We start from the raw sequence: 14,403 nt of genomic DNA on the forward strand, positions 1-14,403 counted from the left end.
CCCCGCCGGGAGCGCCCCACGCTAGCGCAGACCGGCTGCGTAATCCGCCACGGCCTTGATGTCGGTGTCGGACATGCGGTCGGCAATGGTGTGCATCGGCTCGTTGGTTTTCCGGTCGCCGCTGCGGAACAGCTTGAGCTGCTCTTCGAGATACGAAGGGAACTGACCCGCGAGTCGGGGATACTGGCCCGGAATGCCCGCGCCGGAGGGACTATGGCACGAAGCGCACGCCGGAACATTGCGTTCGGGCAAACCGCCGCGCCAGATCTTCTGGCCGAGCTCGACCAGATTCTCGTGGCCCGCGGTGGCCGGCTGCGTGAGTTGTTGCGTTGCAAGGTAAAGCGAGACGTTCTGGATATCCTGCGGCGTGAGCGGCTGGGCCAGCGCGCTCATCGGCGACGGGTTGCCCCCGGGACCGAGACGCGCGGGCAGCTTGGCGCCTTCCTTGGTGCGGAAATCGTGAAGTTGCTTGGCGAGATACTCGTGGGGCTGGCCCGCAAGATTCGGGTTGGCCGGGATGCTGCTATTGCCCCCCGGTCCGTGACAGGTGATACAGGCAATCACCCCACGGGCGGCATCGCCCTGCTGGAATAACTGGGCGCCTTTGGCCGCATCGGGCTTGGCCGGGGCCGGGGCCCCATCAGCGGCGAAACTCGTAGACATGACAGACGCACCGAGCACAAGCCCGCCTGCAGCAATCATCCGGGACAGCACACGCTTCATGTAGACCTCGACGATCGGATGTCGATTCGAGCACATTGCAGTTGCTGGTGAGCATCCACATGTCATGCCCGACGCCTGCCCGCGCGAACGGTACTCTACTGCTTTTGCCAGCCCCGGCAGCCCGGCCATTGAAGTCCGGCGAGCCCGCAGGTAGCCGCCCCCACGCGCGGGGACCACTGTTGCAAACGCCGGATTATACAATAGGGATCGCCATCAACCGTTCTGAAGCCAACCCGTGTCCCTACTCCATCGTGCCTCCTTCGTTATTTCGGCAGCCCGGCTCGACCAGTTGCCCGCACCTGGCGCGCCCGAGGTTTGCTTCGTCGGCCGCTCCAATGCAGGCAAGTCGTCGGCCATCAACGTGCTGTGCAACCAACGCCGCCTGGCCTTCTCCAGCAAGACGCCCGGCCGCACGCGCCTGATCAATATGTTCGGCATGCCCGATCCGCTTACCCCCGGCGAACAGCTCGGGTTTCTCGTCGACCTGCCCGGCTATGGCTACGCCTCGGTCGCGCATCGCGAGAAAGAAAAATGGGCCGATATCCTGGGTGGCTATCTGCGCGATCGCCAGTCGCTGGTCGGCATCGTGCTGCTGATCGACATCCGCCGCGGCGTCACCGACCTCGACCGCCGCCTCGCCGATTTCATCGCCCCCACCGGCCGTCCGGTGTTGGCATTGCTGACCAAGGCAGACAAGCTGCCCTATGGCCAGCGCGTGCGCGCCGTATTCGACGTGCGCAAACAACTGGCCGACATCGGCGCCCTGCATATGGTGCCGTTCTCGTCGACCGAACGCATCGGCCTCGAAGAAGCCGGTGCCCATATCGAGAACTGGATTTCACCCAAGGTAGTGCCATGAACCCGCAGATCGTCTCCGCCGCTTTCCCGAACTCCCGCCCCCGCCGCCTGCGCCGCGACGACTTCACGCGCCGCCTCGTGCGCGAGAACACGCTCACCGCCGATGACCTGATCTATCCGGTGTTCGTGGCCGAAGGCAAAAACCTGCGCCAGGACGTCGCCTCGCTGCCCGGCGTGGCGCGCTACTCGCTCGACACGCTGCTGCCGGTGGCCGAGCAATGCGTGTCGCTCGGCATTCCGGTGATGGCGCTGTTCCCGGTGATCGACCCGGCCCTCAAGACGCCGGACGGCATCGAAGCCACCAATCCCGACGGCCTGATTCCGCGCGTCGTGCGCGAGCTCAAGCAGCGCTTTCCGGAGCTCGGCGTGCTCACCGACGTCGCGCTCGATCCGTACACCAGCCACGGCCAGGACGGCGTCATCGACGACGACGGCTACGTGCTCAACGAGCCCACGGTCGAGATCCTGATTCGCCAGGCCGTCACGCAGGCCCAGGCCGGCGTCGACATCGTCGCGCCCAGCGACATGATGGACGGGCGCGTCGGCGCGATCCGCCAGGCGCTCGAATCCAACGATCACATCCACACGCGCATCATGGCCTACTCGGCCAAGTACGCGAGCGCGTTCTACGGCCCCTTCCGCGACGCGGTCGGTTCGGCCTCCAATCTGGGCAAGTCCAACAAGATGGCCTACCAGATGGACCCGGCCAACATCGACGAAGCCCTGCGTGAAGTCGCGGCCGATCTGGCCGAAGGCGCCGACATGGTGATGGTCAAGCCGGGCATGCCGTACCTGGACGTGCTGCGCCGCGTGAAAGACGCGTTCCGCGTGCCCACCTTCGCCTACCAGGTGAGTGGCGAATACGCCATGATCAAGGCGGCCGCCGCCAATGGCTGGCTCGACCACGACAAGGTGATGATGGAAGCGTTGCTGGCGTTCAAGCGCGCCGGCGCCGACGGCATCCTGACGTACTTCGCGATCGAAGCCGCCACGCTGCTGCGCCAGTCGCGCTGAGGGTTATCGGGCGGCCGGCGTCTGCGCCGGCCGCAGCCCGAGCCAGGTGCCGGACAGCACACAGGCCAGCCCCGCCAGATGCAGCGGGGTGATGCGTTCACCCAGAAATACCGCCGCGGCCAGCAGGCCGAAAATGGGCAGCCAGTTCACGAACATCGCCGCGCGGCTCATGCCGAGCCGCGCGATGCCGGCGTTCCAGAGCAGATTGCACACGCCCGAGGCGATCACGGCCGAAAACACCACGACCACCCAGGGCCACCAGCCGCTCGCCCACGAGCTGGCGAGATAGGTGTCGTCGGACAGCACGGCATGCGTGGTGAGCGCGATCGCCCCCACCAGATACATGTACCAGAGGATGGTGAGCGGATCGAGCGCGCGCGACACGCGCTGGATCACCAGCCCGCCGAACACGAACACGATCACCGCGAACAGCGCGAGCAGGTCACCGGCGCCGGCCTGCGCGATCTGTCCGCCGCTGCCGGCCACGACCAGCGCCACGCCGCCCAATCCGAGGGCGGCCGCGCCGATGCGGGCGTAGGTGAGGCGTTCGCGGTAAAACACCGCCGCCAGCACCACCGACCACAGCGGGCTGGTGGCCATGATGAGCGTGGCGTTGGCCGCGGAGGTCATGCGCAGGCCGCCCACCAGCGCGATCTGGTGGGCATACACCACCAGGATCCCGGCGGCCGCCAGCCAGCCGAACTGCGCGCGCGTCAGCCGCGGGATACGCCCGTGCCGCCACAGAATGAAGCCCGTCACGGCCGTGAACGCGATCACGATCCGGACCGCCGCCACCACGTAGATGTCCATCTGACTGGTGAGATATTTCACCGCCACGAGATTCACGCCCCAGGTCGCCATCACCAGCATGAGCTGCGCGTACAGCGGGCCCGTGCGGACCGGCGTGGAATCTGAGGGGATGTTGGACACGGCAGGAAGGCGGCAGAGGCGGGAGAGCTTCCATACTACCGTCAGCCCCCTGTCGCGTCAGCCGGCGTGCGCGTCGGGCGGCCAATCAAAGGGCGGATGTTGCGCGCGCGCACCAGGCGCCGCCCGCCCCTCGCACGACGGTTGCGTGCGCAACCGTCGGCCCGGCGCGCGATGCCTCAAAGGGCCAGCGCGCGGTCCAGGCTCGCCTCGAAGCGGCGGGCATCCTGGAAGCCGATCACGCGCGCGTCCGCGAGCTCGCGGCCACCGGGCGCGAAGAACATGATGCCGGGCGGGCCGAACAGCCGGAATCGCTTGAGCAGCGCGCGGTCGTCGGCATTATTGGCGGTCACGTCCGCCTGCAACAGCAGCATGCCCGACATCTTGGCGGCCACCGCCGGATCCGTGAACGTGAAACGCTCCATCTCGCGGCACGACACGCACCAGTCGGCGTAGAAATCCAGCATGACCGGACGATCGCTGCGCGCCAGCACGGCGTCGAGCTCGGCCACCGTGCGCACCCGCTGAAAGTGGGTATCGTCGGCCGCGAACGTGGCGCCCGAGCCCGCCCGCGCGGCGAGATGGCCCAGCGGCTGCAGCACGTCGCGGCCGCCGCTGAGCGCGCCCACGAGCCAGGCCAGCGCGGCGAGTGCCAGCAGCAGCCCCAGGCCCTTGCCGAACATGCGCGCGGTGGTACGCGTGGCGCCCGGCGGCAGCGCCTCGAAGGCGCGCAGCATCACCGCGCCCACCATGGCCAGGAAGGCCCAGCCCAACATCTGCACCCAGGTCGGCAGCACCGGAATCAGCATCCACCAGGCAGTGCCCAGCAGCAGCATGCCGAACAGGCGCTTAACCCCGTCCATCCAGGCGCCCGCCTTGGGCAACAGCGCCCCGGCCGACGCGCCGACCACGAGCAGGGGCACGCCCATGCCCCACGCCAGCGCGAACAGCGCCGCGCCGCCCAGCAGGACATCGCCCGTCTGCGAGATATAGAGCAGCGCGCCCGCCAGCGGGGCCGCCACGCAGGGGCCCACGATGAGCGCGGAGATCGCGCCCATGAGCACGGCGCCCGTCACCCGCCCGCCCGGAATCCGGTTGGCGCGCTCGGTCAGGCGCGACTGCAGCGCGGCCGGCGCCTGCAGCGTATAGACATCGAACATCGCCAGCGCCAGCAACACCAGCAACACGGCGAACACGGACAGGATCCAGGGCGTCTGCAGCCAGGCCGCCAGACCCGCGCCGCTCAGCCCCGCAGCCACGCCCAGCGCGGTGTAGACCACCGACATGCCCAGCACGTAGGCGGCCGCCAGGCCCAGACCGCGGGCGCGCGACGGCGCGGCGCCGTCGTGGCCTGCGCCGAGCACGATGGACGACAGGATGGGAATCATCGGCAGCACGCAGGGCGTCAGCGAAAGCAGAATGCCCAGCAACAGGAATACGCCCGCCGTCTGGAGCCAGCCCAGGCCGCCGATCGCATCGGCCAGCCCGGTGTCGCCGGCGCCGAGCAGCGCCGACAGACCCGTGGCGCCGCTGGTGTTCGAACCGCCGGCCGTGGCCGGCGCGCTGGGCGCGCTGGACGCGCTCGACGCGCCGCCCGCCAGGGCCAGTCCCACCCCCTTGGACAGGGCAAATCCGCCCGCCACGGGCGCGAGATCCACGACATGGTCCATCGGCGGATAGCACAGGCCCTTGTCCGCGCAGCCCTGGCTGGTGATGGTGATCCGCGCCGGTCCGCCGGCGCCGGCCGACACCGGCACGCGTATCGCGATGTCCTGGTGGTACACCTCCATGTCCTTCTCGAACGTGGGGTCGTACTTGACCTCGCCCGCGGGATAAACGGCCTCGCCGAGCGTGATGGCCTGCGGGTCGTTCGCCTTGAGCGCGAAGCGCTCGCGGTACATGTAGTAGCCGGGCGCGACGCGATAGCGCAGCTCGAGCACATCGGGTGCGGGCATCGCGGCGCTGAACACGAACGCCTTTTCGGGTGCCAGAAAATCCGCCTCGGTGGCGGCCTGGGCACGCGGCGCGAGCGCCAGCATCGCCGTCAGCAGCATCAGCGCAAGCAGGCACCACAGGCCCCAGGCGGATCTGACGGCGCCCGGTACATCGCGGGACAGGGCGCGGGCGTCCGCGGGGATGCGCATCGAAGACATGGACAACTCTGCTCAGTCGGCGCCCGGGGCGGCGGTCTGCTCGCGCACCCAGTCGAGATAGGAGGCGATACCGCCGATGACGGGCACCACGATGATTTCGGGAACGTCGTAGGGGTGCAGGCGCGCCAGCGCCTGCACCACGGCATGATGGGCGCCGTAGGTCGTCTTGATCGAGAGGGGCACTTCTTCCGCGCCTTCGACCTGCCCCTGCCACCGGTAGATGGACAGCGCGGGCGCGCCAAGGTTCACGCAGGCGGCCAGCCCGTCTTCGACGAGCTCGTGCGCGATCCGCTTGGCCAGCAGCATGTCGGGCGCATTGCTGATGATCAGTACGACGTCGTCATCGCGCAACATGAACACTCCTGATTTAAGGCGGGTGCGGGGGAACTCGGAGTATTTTATCGGGAACGAGCGGCCATCCCGCCGCACAGGAGCCCAGGAGGACGCGCAATGCCGGATTCATGCCTGTTCTGTCGTATTGCCCGGCACGAGCTGCCGGCGCACATCGTGCACGAAGACAGCCGGACGCTGGCCTTTCTCGATATCCACCCGGTGCGTCCGGGACATGTGCTGATCATTCCCAAGCAGCATTATCCCTACTTCGAAGACATGCCGGCCGATCTGGCCGGCCACATCGTCAATCTGGGACAGCGCCTGGCGCGCCAGATGAAGCGGCTGTATGCGGTCGAGCGCGTCGGGCTGGCCTTCACCGGCATCCACGTGGCCCACGCTCATGCGCATATCGTGCCCATGCAGCATCCGCACGATCTCACGTCCACGCACTACATCGCCGAGCAGGATCTGACCTTCGTCATGCCGCCGCAGGCCGATGCCGATGCGCTCGCGGCGACCGCCGAGTCGCTACGCGCCGCGGTCAGCGGCGACTGAAAAAGCAAAAGCGGACCACGAGGGTCCGCTTTTGCCGCGAGTCGCGCCGAATTTATTCGGCGGCGTCTGCTTCGGAAGCATCCACTTCCGGACGGTCGACCAGCTCCATGAAAGCCATGGGAGCGTTGTCGCCCTGACGGAAGCCCATCTTCAGGACACGGGTGTAGCCGCCGTTACGGGCCGCGTAGCGCGGGCCGATTTCGGCGAACAGCTTGACCACGGCGTCGCGATCGCGCAGACGGGCAAAAGCCAGGCGCTTGTTCGCGAGCGTGGGCTCCTTGCCCAGCGTGATGAGGGGTTCGATGACGCGGCGCAGTTCTTTCGCCTTGGGCAGCGTGGTCTTGATCGCTTCGTGAGTGATCAGCGAAACGGCCATGTTGCGGAACATGGCGAGACGATGGCTGCTGGTGCGATTGAGCTTACGCAGGCCGTTACCGTGACGCATGGTATTTCCTTTGAATCTAGCGACAGCGTTTCCGCCATCTGGTTATCCGGTTCTTCTATCGCCTGTTGCCAGGACGCGGTCCGGTAAAAAGAATTGCATCGATTGATGCTCGGTTCGCCCCGCCACCGGCGTGAGCCGGCGGCGGAACATCGGCAACCCGCCCGCCATCGGGCCGGCTGCCGGATATGACTTACGGGCGCTCGAGGCCCAGCGGGGGCCAGTTTTCGAGCTTCATGCCGAGCGTCAGGCCGCGTGCGGCCAGCACTTCCTTGATCTCGTTGAGCGACTTGCGACCCAGGTTCGGGGTCTTGAGCAGTTCGTTCTCGGTACGCTGGATCAGGTCGCCGATGTAGTAGATGTTTTCGGCCTTCAGGCAGTTGGCCGAACGCACCGTCAGCTCCAGGTCGTCGACCGGGCGCAGCAGCACCGGGTCGATCTGCGGCGTGCCGCGGACCGGGGCTTCGTACGAATCACCAGCGCCTTCGAGGGCGGCGAACACCGAGATCTGATCCATCAGGATGCGAGCCGATTGGCGCACCGCTTCCTCGGGCGAGATCACGCCGTTGGTTTCGATGTCCAGCACCAGCTTGTCCAGGTCGGTACGCTGTTCCACACGGGCGCTTTCGACGGCGTAGCTTACGCGGCGAACCGGCGAGAACGAGGCGTCCAGCACGATGCGGCCGATCGTGTGGGTGCGGTCTTCCGACAGCGCGCGCACGTTACCGGGCACGTAGCCACGGCCCTTCTCGACCTTGATCTGCATCTCGAGCTTGCCAGCGTCGGTCAGATTGCAGATGGGGTGATCGGGGTTGATGATCTCGACGTCGTGCGGCAGCTCGATGTCGCTCGCCAGCACCTGGCCAGCACCATTCTTGCGCAGCACGAGCGTGACTTCGTCACGGTTGTGCAGCTTGAAGACCACGCCCTTCAGGTTCAGCAGGATGTCGACGACATCTTCGCGAACGCCCGGGATGGTCGAGTATTCGTGCACCACACCGGTCATCTGCACTTCGGTCGGCGCGTAGCCGGTCATCGAGGAGAGCAGAATGCGGCGCAGGGCGTTGCCCAGCGTGTGGCCGTAACCGCGTTCGAACGGTTCCATCACGATCTTGGCGTGATTGGCACCAACCGGTTCGACTTCAATGGAGCGCGGCTTCAGAAAACCTTGAGTGGACATGTACTGATTTCCTTTTCAATACCCTCGGCTCGTTACACCGATAAGGCTGATGGAATGAAGGGGGACTGCAAAACATACGGTGCCGGAGAGCACCGGGCATTACTACCGCAAAGCCCGCCACGCCAAATTGGCGAGGGCGGGCTGTGCGGTATGACGTGCGCGGCTGACCGCGGTGATGCAAAGCGAGCCCCGTGCGAGACGGGGCCTGCTGCAATCAACGCGAGTACAGTTCGACGACCATCGATTCGTTGATGTCGCGAGCGACGTCAGCGCGATCGGGTGCCGACTTGAACGTACCGGCCATCTTGCTGGTGTCGACTTCGACCCATTGCGGGATGCCGATGCTCGAAGCCAGATCCAGCGCTTCGCGGATACGACCTTGCTTCTTGGCGGCTTCACGCACGGTGATGATGTCACCGGCCTTGACCAGCATCGAAGCGATGTCAGCCGTGTGGCCGTTCAGTTCGATGGCGCGGTGGCTCACCAGCTGGCGAGCTTCGGCGCGCGTCGAGCCGAAGCCCATGCGGTAGACGACGTTGTCCAGACGCGATTCCAGCAGCTGGATCAGCGTTTCGCCGGTGTTGCCACGGCGGCGTTCGGCTTCAGCGAAGTACTTGCGGAACTGCTTTTCCAGCACGCCGTACATGCGCTTCAGTTTTTGCTTTTCACGCAGCTGCAGACCGTAGTCGGAGGTGCGGGCACCCGAAGTGCGGCCATGCTGACCGGGCTTGGAATCCAGCTTGCACTTGGAATCCAGCGAGCGACGGGCGCTCTTCAGGAACAGGTCAGTACCCTCGCGGCGCGAGAGCTTGCACTTGGGTCCAGTATAACGAGCCATTTTGGATTCCCTTTAGATACGACGACGCTTCGGCGGACGGCAGCCGTTGTGCGGAACGGGCGTGATGTCGGCAATGCTCGAGATCTTGATGCCCAGCGCGTTGAGCGCGCGGACCGACGATTCGCGGCCAGGACCGGGGCCCTTGATGCGAACTTCGAGCGTCTTGATGCCGTATTCCATCGCCACGCGGCCAGCCGTTTCCGCTGCCACCTGAGCGGCGAACGGGGTCGACTTGCGCGAGCCCTTGAAGCCAGCACCACCCGAGGTCGCCCACGACAGAGCGTTGCCTTGACGGTCGGTGATGGTGATGATGGTGTTGTTGAACGACGCGTGAACGTGCGCGATGCCGTCCGAGACGTTCTTCTTGACCTTTTTGCGCACGCGCGAAGCGCCGCTGGTGGAAGCTTTCGCCATAATCTATTCCTCGATTATTTCTTCAGGGACGCAGCAGCACGACGCGGGCCCTTACGGGTGCGAGCGTTGGTGCGAGTGCGCTGGCCACGTACGGGCAGGCCGCGCTTGTGACGCATACCGCGATACGTACCCAGGTCGATCAAACGCTTGATCGAGAGCTGTACTTCACGACGCAGGTCGCCTTCAACGGTGAACACGCCAACGTGTTCACGGATGCGCTCCAACTCGGCGTCGGTCAGATCCTTGACCTTTTTGGTAACGGGTACACCAGCAGCTTCGCAAATCTTGCGGGCGCGCGTACGACCGATGCCAAAAATGGCGGTCAGGCCGATCTCGGCGTGCTGTTGCGGCGGAATGTTAATGCCAGCAATACGGGCCATGACTGTTCCTTGAATTAATCCGTTGCGTCACTAACCTGGGGTTAGCCTTGACGCTGCTTGTGACGCGGGTCAGTGCAGATGACGCGCACCACGCCGTGACGTTTGATAACTTTGCAGTTGCGGCAGATCCGCTTAACCGATGCCATTACTTTCATGGTTGACTCCTAATTTTCCGTAACCCGGTCCGCTTCACTTGGAGCGGAAGACAATTCGTGCTCGTGTCAGGTCGTAGGGCGTGAGCTCCACTGTGACCTTGTCGCCAGGCAGAATCCGGATGTAATGCATGCGCATCTTGCCGGAAATATGGCCCAACACCACGTGGCCGTTTTCGAGCTTGACGCGGAATGTCGCGTTGGGGAGGTTCTCAAGAACCTCGCCCTGCATCTGGATGACGTCGTCCTTGGACATTATTTTTGCTTACCGCATGGGCAAACCCGAACCCTTGAAGTTGGCCTTCTTGAGCAGCGAGTCGTATTGGTGCGACATCATGTAGGCCTGTACTTGCGCCATGAAATCCATCGTCACCACAACAATAATCAACAGGGACGTTCCACCAAAGTAGAACGGTACGTTCCAACGCATCACCAAGAATTCCGGGAGCAAACACACCAGCGTGATGTACAGGGCACCAGCCAGCGTGAGACGCATCAGGATCTTGTCGATGTAACGCGCGGTTTGCTCACCAGGACGAATGCCCGGGACGAACGCACCGCTCTTCTTCAGGTTGTCTGCCGTTTCGCGGCTGTTGAACACCAGAGCCGTGTAGAAAAAGCAGAAGAAGATGATCGCGACCGAATACAGCGTGATGTAAAGCGGTTGACGAGGTTCGAGCGCGGCAGCCAGGTCCCGCAGCCAGATCATGCTCTCGCCGGTGGAAAACCAGCTCGTGATCGTGGCCGGGAACAGGATGATCGACGATGCGAAGATCGGCGGAATCACACCTGCCATGTTCAGCTTGAGCGGCAGATGCGAGCTCTGACCACCGTAGACCTTGTTGCCCACCTGACGCTTTGCGTAGTTGACCGTGATCTTGCGTTGACCGCGTTCTACGAACACGACGAACGCCGTCACGAGCACCACCAGCGCCACGATGAACAGTGCCGACAGCACCGACATCGCATTGGTACGCACCAGATCCAGCAGCCCGGCCAGCGCCGTGGGCAAGCCCGCGACGATACCGGCGAAGATCAGAATCGAGATCCCGTTACCCAGACCACGCTCAGTGATCTGTTCACCCAGCCACATGACGAACATGGTGCCGGTGACCAGGGTCACCACCGTGGTAAAGCGGAACAACATGCCCGGATCGACAACAAGACCAGGCTGCGATTCCAGCGCCACCGAAATGCCCACAGCTTGCACCAGCGCCAGCAACACAGTGCCGTAGCGGGTGTACTGGGTGATCTTGCGCCGGCCGGCTTCGCCCTCTTTCTTGAGCGCTTCCAGCGACGGCACCACCACCGACATCAACTGCATGATGATGGATGCCGAAATGTACGGCATGATCCCCAGGGCAAAGATCGAAAAGCGCGAAAGCGCACCGCCCGAGAACATGTTGAACAGGCCCAGGATCCCGCCCTGGTTCTGGCGGAACAAGTCCGCCAGCGCGTCCGGATTGATGCCCGGAACGGGGATGTGAGTACCGAGACGGTAAACCACAAGGGCGAGAATCAGGAACACGAGACGGCGTTTAAGATCGCCGTACCGCGAACCGGATTTGCCCAGTGCCTGCGCATTAGCCACGCGTCACCTCGCTATCAAGCAAGCGAACCGCCCGCGGCTTCGATCGCGGCGCGAGCGCCGGCCGTTGCCGTGATGCCGCGAAGCACCACTTTGCGCGAGAGTTCACCCGACTTGATGACCTTGGCGTAACGAACGCCTTGGCCAACCACGCCAGCAGCCTTCAGGGCCTGCACGTCGACTTCTTCGACGGACAGAGCCTGCAGGTCGGACAGGCGCACTTCAGCGTGGAGGTGCTGACCCAGCGGGGTGAAACCGCGCTTGGGCAGACGACGCTGCAGCGGCATCTGACCGCCTTCGAAGCCAACCTTGTGGAAACCGCCCGAACGCGACTTCTGACCCTTGTGACCACGGCCGGCGGTCTTACCCAGACCCGAACCGATGCCACGGCCGACGCGGCGCTTGGCGTGCTTGGCACCCTCGGCGGGCTTCAGCGAATTGAGTTGAATATTCGACATCGTGATTCCTTAGGCTTCCGAGACGGTCACCAGATAATCCACTTTACGGATCATCCCGCGAACCTCGGGCGTGTCGACCAGAACGCGGCTGCTGTTCAGGCCGCGCAGACCCAGACCACGAACGGTGTCGCGGTGGGACTGCTTCGTACCGATCACAGAGCGCACGAGCGTAACTTTGATCTGCTTCTGAGCCATGATTTACCCCAGGATTTCTTCGACGGACTTGCCGCGCTTGGCAGCAACTTCCGCCGGAGTCAGGGAAGCGCGCAGACCATTCAACGTGGCGCGAACCATGTTGTAGGGGTTGCTCGAGCCGAGGCTCTTGGCAACCACGTTACGCACACCCATCACTTCGAAAATAGCGCGCATCGGGCCGCCGGCGATCACGCCGGTACCTTCAGCTGCCGGCGAGATCAGCACCGTCGAGGCGCCGTGCTTGCCGACCACAGTGTGGAACAGCGTGCCGTTCTTCAGAGCAACCTTGAACATGCCACGACGGGCCTGTTCCATCGCCTTCTGGACCGAGACCGGCACTTCACGCGCCTTGCCCTTGCCCATGCCGATGCGGCCGTCGCCATCGCCAACCACGGTCAGCGCTGCGAAGCTCATGGTGCGACCACCCTTCACAACCTTGCTGACGCGGTTGACCGCGATCATCTTTTCGCGCAGGCCGTCGTCGTTCTCTTTTTCCGCGGCGCCCTTGCCTTGTACTTTAGCCATTTGACAGATCCTCGCTTAGAACTTCAGGCCGGCTTCACGCGCGGCATCGGCCAGCGCCTTGACGCGGCCATGGTAACGAAAGCCCGAGCGATCGAAGGCAACCAGTTCGATACCGGCGGCCTTGGCCTTTTCGGCGACACGCTTGCCGATCAGAGCGGCGGCGGCGGCATTGCCACCCGCGCCAGTCTGGCCAGCCAGTTGGGTGCGCACTTCGGCTTCCAGCGTCGAGGCGCTGACGACCACACGATCGCCTTCCGGCGAAATGATGTTCGCGTAGATGTGCAGGTTCGAGCGGAAGACCGAGAGGCGATGAACGCCGAGCTGCGTGATCTTCCGACGGGTCGGAACCGCACGACGCAAACGGGATACTTTTTTGTCCATGATTCGTCCTTGCGTGCGCCGTTATTTCTTCTTGGTTTCTTTGATGACGACGCGTTCGTCCGAGTAACGCACGCCCTTGCCCTTGTAGGGTTCGGGTTCGCGGTACGCGCGGATTTCAGCGGCCACCTGACCGACGACTTGCTTGTTCGGGCCCTTGATGATGATTTCCGTCTGGGTGGGGCACTCGGCCTTCACGCCGGCGGGCAGCTTGTGCACGACGTCGTGGGAGAAACCGAGTTGCAGCTTGACGGCATCACCTTGGACCTGGGCACGATAGCCCACGCCTACGAGGTTCAGCTTGCGTTCGAAGCCCTTGCTCACACCGGTCACCATGTTGGCGACCAGGGCGCGCACGGTGCCCGACATGGCGTTGGCGTGACGGGACTCGTCGGCGGCGGCAAACGTGAGCTTGCTGCCTTCCAGAACGATGTTCACGTCACCGGTCAGCGCCTGGTCCAGGGAACCCAGCGGGCCCTTGACGGTGATCTGATCCTGCTGGATGTTGGCTTCAACACCCTTGGGCAGTTCGACCGGATATTTAGCGATACGCGACATTAGAATTTCTCCTTAGGCCACGTAGCACAGCACTTCGCCGCCCACGCCATTGGCGCGAGCCTTGCGGTCGGTCATCACGCCGCGCGAGGTCGAAACGATAGCCACACCCAGGCCGTTCATGACCTGAGGAATGCTGGTACGGCCCTTGTAGATACGCAGACCGGGGCGCGAGACGCGTTCGATGCGCTCGATAACCGGACGGCCGGCGTAGTACTTCAGGGTGATCTCGAGCTCAGGCTTGGCCTGGGTGCCCTTGATCTCGAAGCCATCGATATAGCCTTCATCTTTCAGCACGGTGGCAATTGCCACTTTCAGCTTCGAGGAGGGCATGTTCACCGTGACTTTGTCGACTTGCTGCGCATTGCGAATGCGGGTCAGCATATCGGCGATGGGATCGCTCATGCTCATATTCGTTCTCCTACCAGCTGGCCTTGGTCATGCCGGGAACTTCGCCCTTCATGGCCATTTCACGCAGTTTGTGACGGGTCAGACCGAACTTGCGGAACACACCGCGAGGACGACCGGTGACCACGCAACGATTGCGTTGGCGAGTCGGGTTGGCATTGCGCGGCAGCTGTTGCAGCTTGAGCCGAGCTTGGTAACGTTCTTCGTCAGTCTTCGACTGGTCGTCGATAATCGCCTTCAATTCCACGCGCTTGGCTGCAAACTTGTCAGCCAGCTTGGCGCGCTTGATGTCGCGATTGATGAGGGAGAGTTTAGCCACGTCATCAG

At 64.0% G+C, this 14,403-nt stretch carries 22 protein-coding genes; 3 read left to right on the forward strand and 19 right to left on the reverse strand.

The features are described from left to right. Positions 1-21: 21 nt before the first annotated feature. Positions 22-723 (reverse strand): c-type cytochrome, encoded by a 702-nt coding sequence (locus tag CEK29_RS22485; RefSeq protein WP_094798698.1) that lies wholly within the window; start codon positions 721-723, stop codon positions 22-24. Between the two features lie 235 nt (positions 724-958). On the opposite strand from CEK29_RS22485, the gene yihA reads away from it, so the two are divergent. Next, positions 959-1,582 (forward strand): ribosome biogenesis GTP-binding protein YihA/YsxC, encoded by a 624-nt coding sequence (gene yihA, locus CEK29_RS22490; protein ID WP_094798014.1) that lies wholly within the window; start codon positions 959-961, stop codon positions 1,580-1,582. After that, entirely contained in the window at positions 1,579-2,595 is a 1,017-nt protein-coding gene (hemB, locus tag CEK29_RS22495) for a porphobilinogen synthase (protein ID WP_094798015.1), read from the forward strand. The genes yihA and hemB overlap by 4 nt, the downstream gene beginning before the upstream one ends. Before the next feature lie 3 nt (positions 2,596-2,598). Here hemB and CEK29_RS22500 read toward each other — a convergent pair whose 3' ends face one another. From CEK29_RS22500 to cutA, 3 genes are all read right to left on the reverse strand, one after another. Then, on the reverse strand, positions 2,599-3,465 hold the full coding sequence (locus CEK29_RS22500; protein WP_094798016.1) for a DMT family transporter: 867 nt from the start codon (positions 3,463-3,465) through the stop codon (positions 2,599-2,601). 236 nt (positions 3,466-3,701) lie between these two features. After that, complete coding sequence (gene dsbD / locus CEK29_RS22505) at positions 3,702-5,666, reverse strand: protein-disulfide reductase DsbD (RefSeq protein WP_094859466.1); 1,965 nt, start codon at positions 5,664-5,666, stop codon at positions 3,702-3,704. A gap of 21 nt (positions 5,667-5,687) precedes the next feature. After that, positions 5,688-6,029: a divalent-cation tolerance protein CutA gene (gene cutA / locus CEK29_RS22510; protein ID WP_094798017.1), complete on the reverse strand. Its 342-nt coding sequence runs from the start codon at positions 6,027-6,029 to the stop codon at positions 5,688-5,690. 96 nt (positions 6,030-6,125) lie between these two features. Here cutA and CEK29_RS22515 point away from each other — a divergent pair, with 96 nt between their 5' ends. Next, a complete protein-coding gene (locus CEK29_RS22515; protein WP_094859389.1) occupies positions 6,126-6,563 on the forward strand; it encodes an HIT family protein in 438 nt (145 codons plus the stop codon). 52 nt (positions 6,564-6,615) lie between these two features. Here CEK29_RS22515 and rplQ read toward each other — a convergent pair whose 3' ends face one another. The 15 genes from rplQ to rpsN all read right to left on the reverse strand — a co-directional run bounded on the left by rplQ (position 6,616) and on the right by rpsN (position 14,395). After that, positions 6,616-7,008: a 50S ribosomal protein L17 gene (gene rplQ, locus CEK29_RS22520; protein ID WP_094798019.1), complete on the reverse strand. Its 393-nt coding sequence runs from the start codon at positions 7,006-7,008 to the stop codon at positions 6,616-6,618. Positions 7,009-7,198: 190 nt separating this feature from the next. Next, the gene (locus CEK29_RS22525) at positions 7,199-8,185 is read right to left on the reverse strand and encodes a DNA-directed RNA polymerase subunit alpha (protein ID WP_094798020.1); all 987 of its coding nucleotides are present in this window, start codon (positions 8,183-8,185) and stop codon (positions 7,199-7,201) included. Between the two features lie 214 nt (positions 8,186-8,399). Further along, positions 8,400-9,023, reverse strand: coding sequence for a 30S ribosomal protein S4 (gene rpsD / locus CEK29_RS22530; RefSeq protein WP_094798021.1), 624 nt, complete (start codon positions 9,021-9,023; stop codon positions 8,400-8,402). A 12-nt stretch (positions 9,024-9,035) separates the two neighbouring features. After that, the gene (gene rpsK, locus CEK29_RS22535; RefSeq protein WP_003806930.1) at positions 9,036-9,437 is read right to left on the reverse strand and encodes a 30S ribosomal protein S11; all 402 of its coding nucleotides are present in this window, start codon (positions 9,435-9,437) and stop codon (positions 9,036-9,038) included. A 14-nt stretch (positions 9,438-9,451) separates the two neighbouring features. Further along, positions 9,452-9,817: a 30S ribosomal protein S13 gene (gene rpsM / locus CEK29_RS22540; RefSeq protein WP_025514374.1), complete on the reverse strand. Its 366-nt coding sequence runs from the start codon at positions 9,815-9,817 to the stop codon at positions 9,452-9,454. A 41-nt stretch (positions 9,818-9,858) separates the two neighbouring features. After that, the gene (rpmJ, locus tag CEK29_RS22545) at positions 9,859-9,972 is read right to left on the reverse strand and encodes a 50S ribosomal protein L36 (RefSeq protein ID WP_003806928.1); all 114 of its coding nucleotides are present in this window, start codon (positions 9,970-9,972) and stop codon (positions 9,859-9,861) included. Positions 9,973-10,006: 34 nt separating this feature from the next. Then, positions 10,007-10,225, reverse strand: coding sequence for a translation initiation factor IF-1 (gene infA, locus CEK29_RS22550; RefSeq protein WP_003806927.1), 219 nt, complete (start codon positions 10,223-10,225; stop codon positions 10,007-10,009). A 9-nt stretch (positions 10,226-10,234) separates the two neighbouring features. Continuing rightward, a complete protein-coding gene (secY, locus tag CEK29_RS22555) occupies positions 10,235-11,560 on the reverse strand; it encodes a preprotein translocase subunit SecY (protein WP_094798022.1) in 1,326 nt (441 codons plus the stop codon). A 14-nt stretch (positions 11,561-11,574) separates the two neighbouring features. After that, positions 11,575-12,015, reverse strand: coding sequence for a 50S ribosomal protein L15 (rplO, locus tag CEK29_RS22560; protein WP_094798023.1), 441 nt, complete (start codon positions 12,013-12,015; stop codon positions 11,575-11,577). 9 nt (positions 12,016-12,024) lie between these two features. Continuing rightward, positions 12,025-12,210: a 50S ribosomal protein L30 gene (gene rpmD, locus CEK29_RS22565; protein ID WP_094798024.1), complete on the reverse strand. Its 186-nt coding sequence runs from the start codon at positions 12,208-12,210 to the stop codon at positions 12,025-12,027. A gap of 3 nt (positions 12,211-12,213) precedes the next feature. Further along, positions 12,214-12,735: a 30S ribosomal protein S5 gene (gene rpsE / locus CEK29_RS22570; protein WP_094798025.1), complete on the reverse strand. Its 522-nt coding sequence runs from the start codon at positions 12,733-12,735 to the stop codon at positions 12,214-12,216. Positions 12,736-12,750: 15 nt separating this feature from the next. Beyond that, a complete protein-coding gene (gene rplR / locus CEK29_RS22575; protein WP_094798026.1) occupies positions 12,751-13,116 on the reverse strand; it encodes a 50S ribosomal protein L18 in 366 nt (121 codons plus the stop codon). Positions 13,117-13,137: 21 nt separating this feature from the next. Then, positions 13,138-13,671, reverse strand: a complete 534-nt coding sequence (gene rplF, locus CEK29_RS22580; RefSeq protein ID WP_094798027.1) for a 50S ribosomal protein L6 — start codon at positions 13,669-13,671, stop codon at positions 13,138-13,140. 12 nt (positions 13,672-13,683) lie between these two features. Continuing rightward, positions 13,684-14,079, reverse strand: coding sequence for a 30S ribosomal protein S8 (rpsH, locus tag CEK29_RS22585; protein ID WP_094798028.1), 396 nt, complete (start codon positions 14,077-14,079; stop codon positions 13,684-13,686). A 10-nt stretch (positions 14,080-14,089) separates the two neighbouring features. Then, a complete protein-coding gene (gene rpsN, locus CEK29_RS22590; RefSeq protein ID WP_094798029.1) occupies positions 14,090-14,395 on the reverse strand; it encodes a 30S ribosomal protein S14 in 306 nt (101 codons plus the stop codon). Positions 14,396-14,403 lie beyond the last annotated feature (8 nt).

It is taken from the genome of Bordetella genomosp. 5, from assembly GCF_002261475.1.
Lineage (GTDB): Bacteria > Pseudomonadota > Gammaproteobacteria > Burkholderiales > Burkholderiaceae_B > Bordetella.

What these genes read in the sequence shown, in the direction of transcription:
- CEK29_RS22485 (WP_094798698.1), bottom strand. Translation starts at nt 723, where the DNA reads ATGAAGCGTGTGCTGTCCCGGATGATTGCTGCAGGCGGGCTTGTGCTC.
- hemB (WP_094798015.1), top strand. Translation starts at nt 1,579, where the DNA reads ATGAACCCGCAGATCGTCTCCGCCGCTTTCCCGAACTCCCGCCCCCGC.
- CEK29_RS22500 (WP_094798016.1), bottom strand. Translation starts at nt 3,465, where the DNA reads ATGCTGGTGATGGCGACCTGGGGCGTGAATCTCGTGGCGGTGAAATAT.
- dsbD (WP_094859466.1), bottom strand. Translation starts at nt 5,666, where the DNA reads ATGCGCATCCCCGCGGACGCCCGCGCCCTGTCCCGCGATGTACCGGGC.
- cutA (WP_094798017.1), bottom strand. Translation starts at nt 6,029, where the DNA reads ATGTTGCGCGATGACGACGTCGTACTGATCATCAGCAATGCGCCCGAC.
- CEK29_RS22515 (WP_094859389.1), top strand. Translation starts at nt 6,126, where the DNA reads ATGCCGGATTCATGCCTGTTCTGTCGTATTGCCCGGCACGAGCTGCCG.
- rplQ (WP_094798019.1), bottom strand. Translation starts at nt 7,008, where the DNA reads ATGCGTCACGGTAACGGCCTGCGTAAGCTCAATCGCACCAGCAGCCAT.
- CEK29_RS22525 (WP_094798020.1), bottom strand. Translation starts at nt 8,185, where the DNA reads ATGTCCACTCAAGGTTTTCTGAAGCCGCGCTCCATTGAAGTCGAACCG.
- rpsD (WP_094798021.1), bottom strand. Translation starts at nt 9,023, where the DNA reads ATGGCTCGTTATACTGGACCCAAGTGCAAGCTCTCGCGCCGCGAGGGT.
- rpsK (WP_003806930.1), bottom strand. Translation starts at nt 9,437, where the DNA reads ATGGCGAAAGCTTCCACCAGCGGCGCTTCGCGCGTGCGCAAAAAGGTC.
- rpsM (WP_025514374.1), bottom strand. Translation starts at nt 9,817, where the DNA reads ATGGCCCGTATTGCTGGCATTAACATTCCGCCGCAACAGCACGCCGAG.
- rpmJ (WP_003806928.1), bottom strand. Translation starts at nt 9,972, where the DNA reads ATGAAAGTAATGGCATCGGTTAAGCGGATCTGCCGCAACTGCAAAGTT.
- infA (WP_003806927.1), bottom strand. Translation starts at nt 10,225, where the DNA reads ATGTCCAAGGACGACGTCATCCAGATGCAGGGCGAGGTTCTTGAGAAC.
- rplO (WP_094798023.1), bottom strand. Translation starts at nt 12,015, where the DNA reads ATGTCGAATATTCAACTCAATTCGCTGAAGCCCGCCGAGGGTGCCAAG.
- rpmD (WP_094798024.1), bottom strand. Translation starts at nt 12,210, where the DNA reads ATGGCTCAGAAGCAGATCAAAGTTACGCTCGTGCGCTCTGTGATCGGT.
- rpsE (WP_094798025.1), bottom strand. Translation starts at nt 12,735, where the DNA reads ATGGCTAAAGTACAAGGCAAGGGCGCCGCGGAAAAAGAGAACGACGAC.
- rplR (WP_094798026.1), bottom strand. Translation starts at nt 13,116, where the DNA reads ATGGACAAAAAAGTATCCCGTTTGCGTCGTGCGGTTCCGACCCGTCGG.
- rplF (WP_094798027.1), bottom strand. Translation starts at nt 13,671, where the DNA reads ATGTCGCGTATCGCTAAATATCCGGTCGAACTGCCCAAGGGTGTTGAA.
- rpsH (WP_094798028.1), bottom strand. Translation starts at nt 14,079, where the DNA reads ATGAGCATGAGCGATCCCATCGCCGATATGCTGACCCGCATTCGCAAT.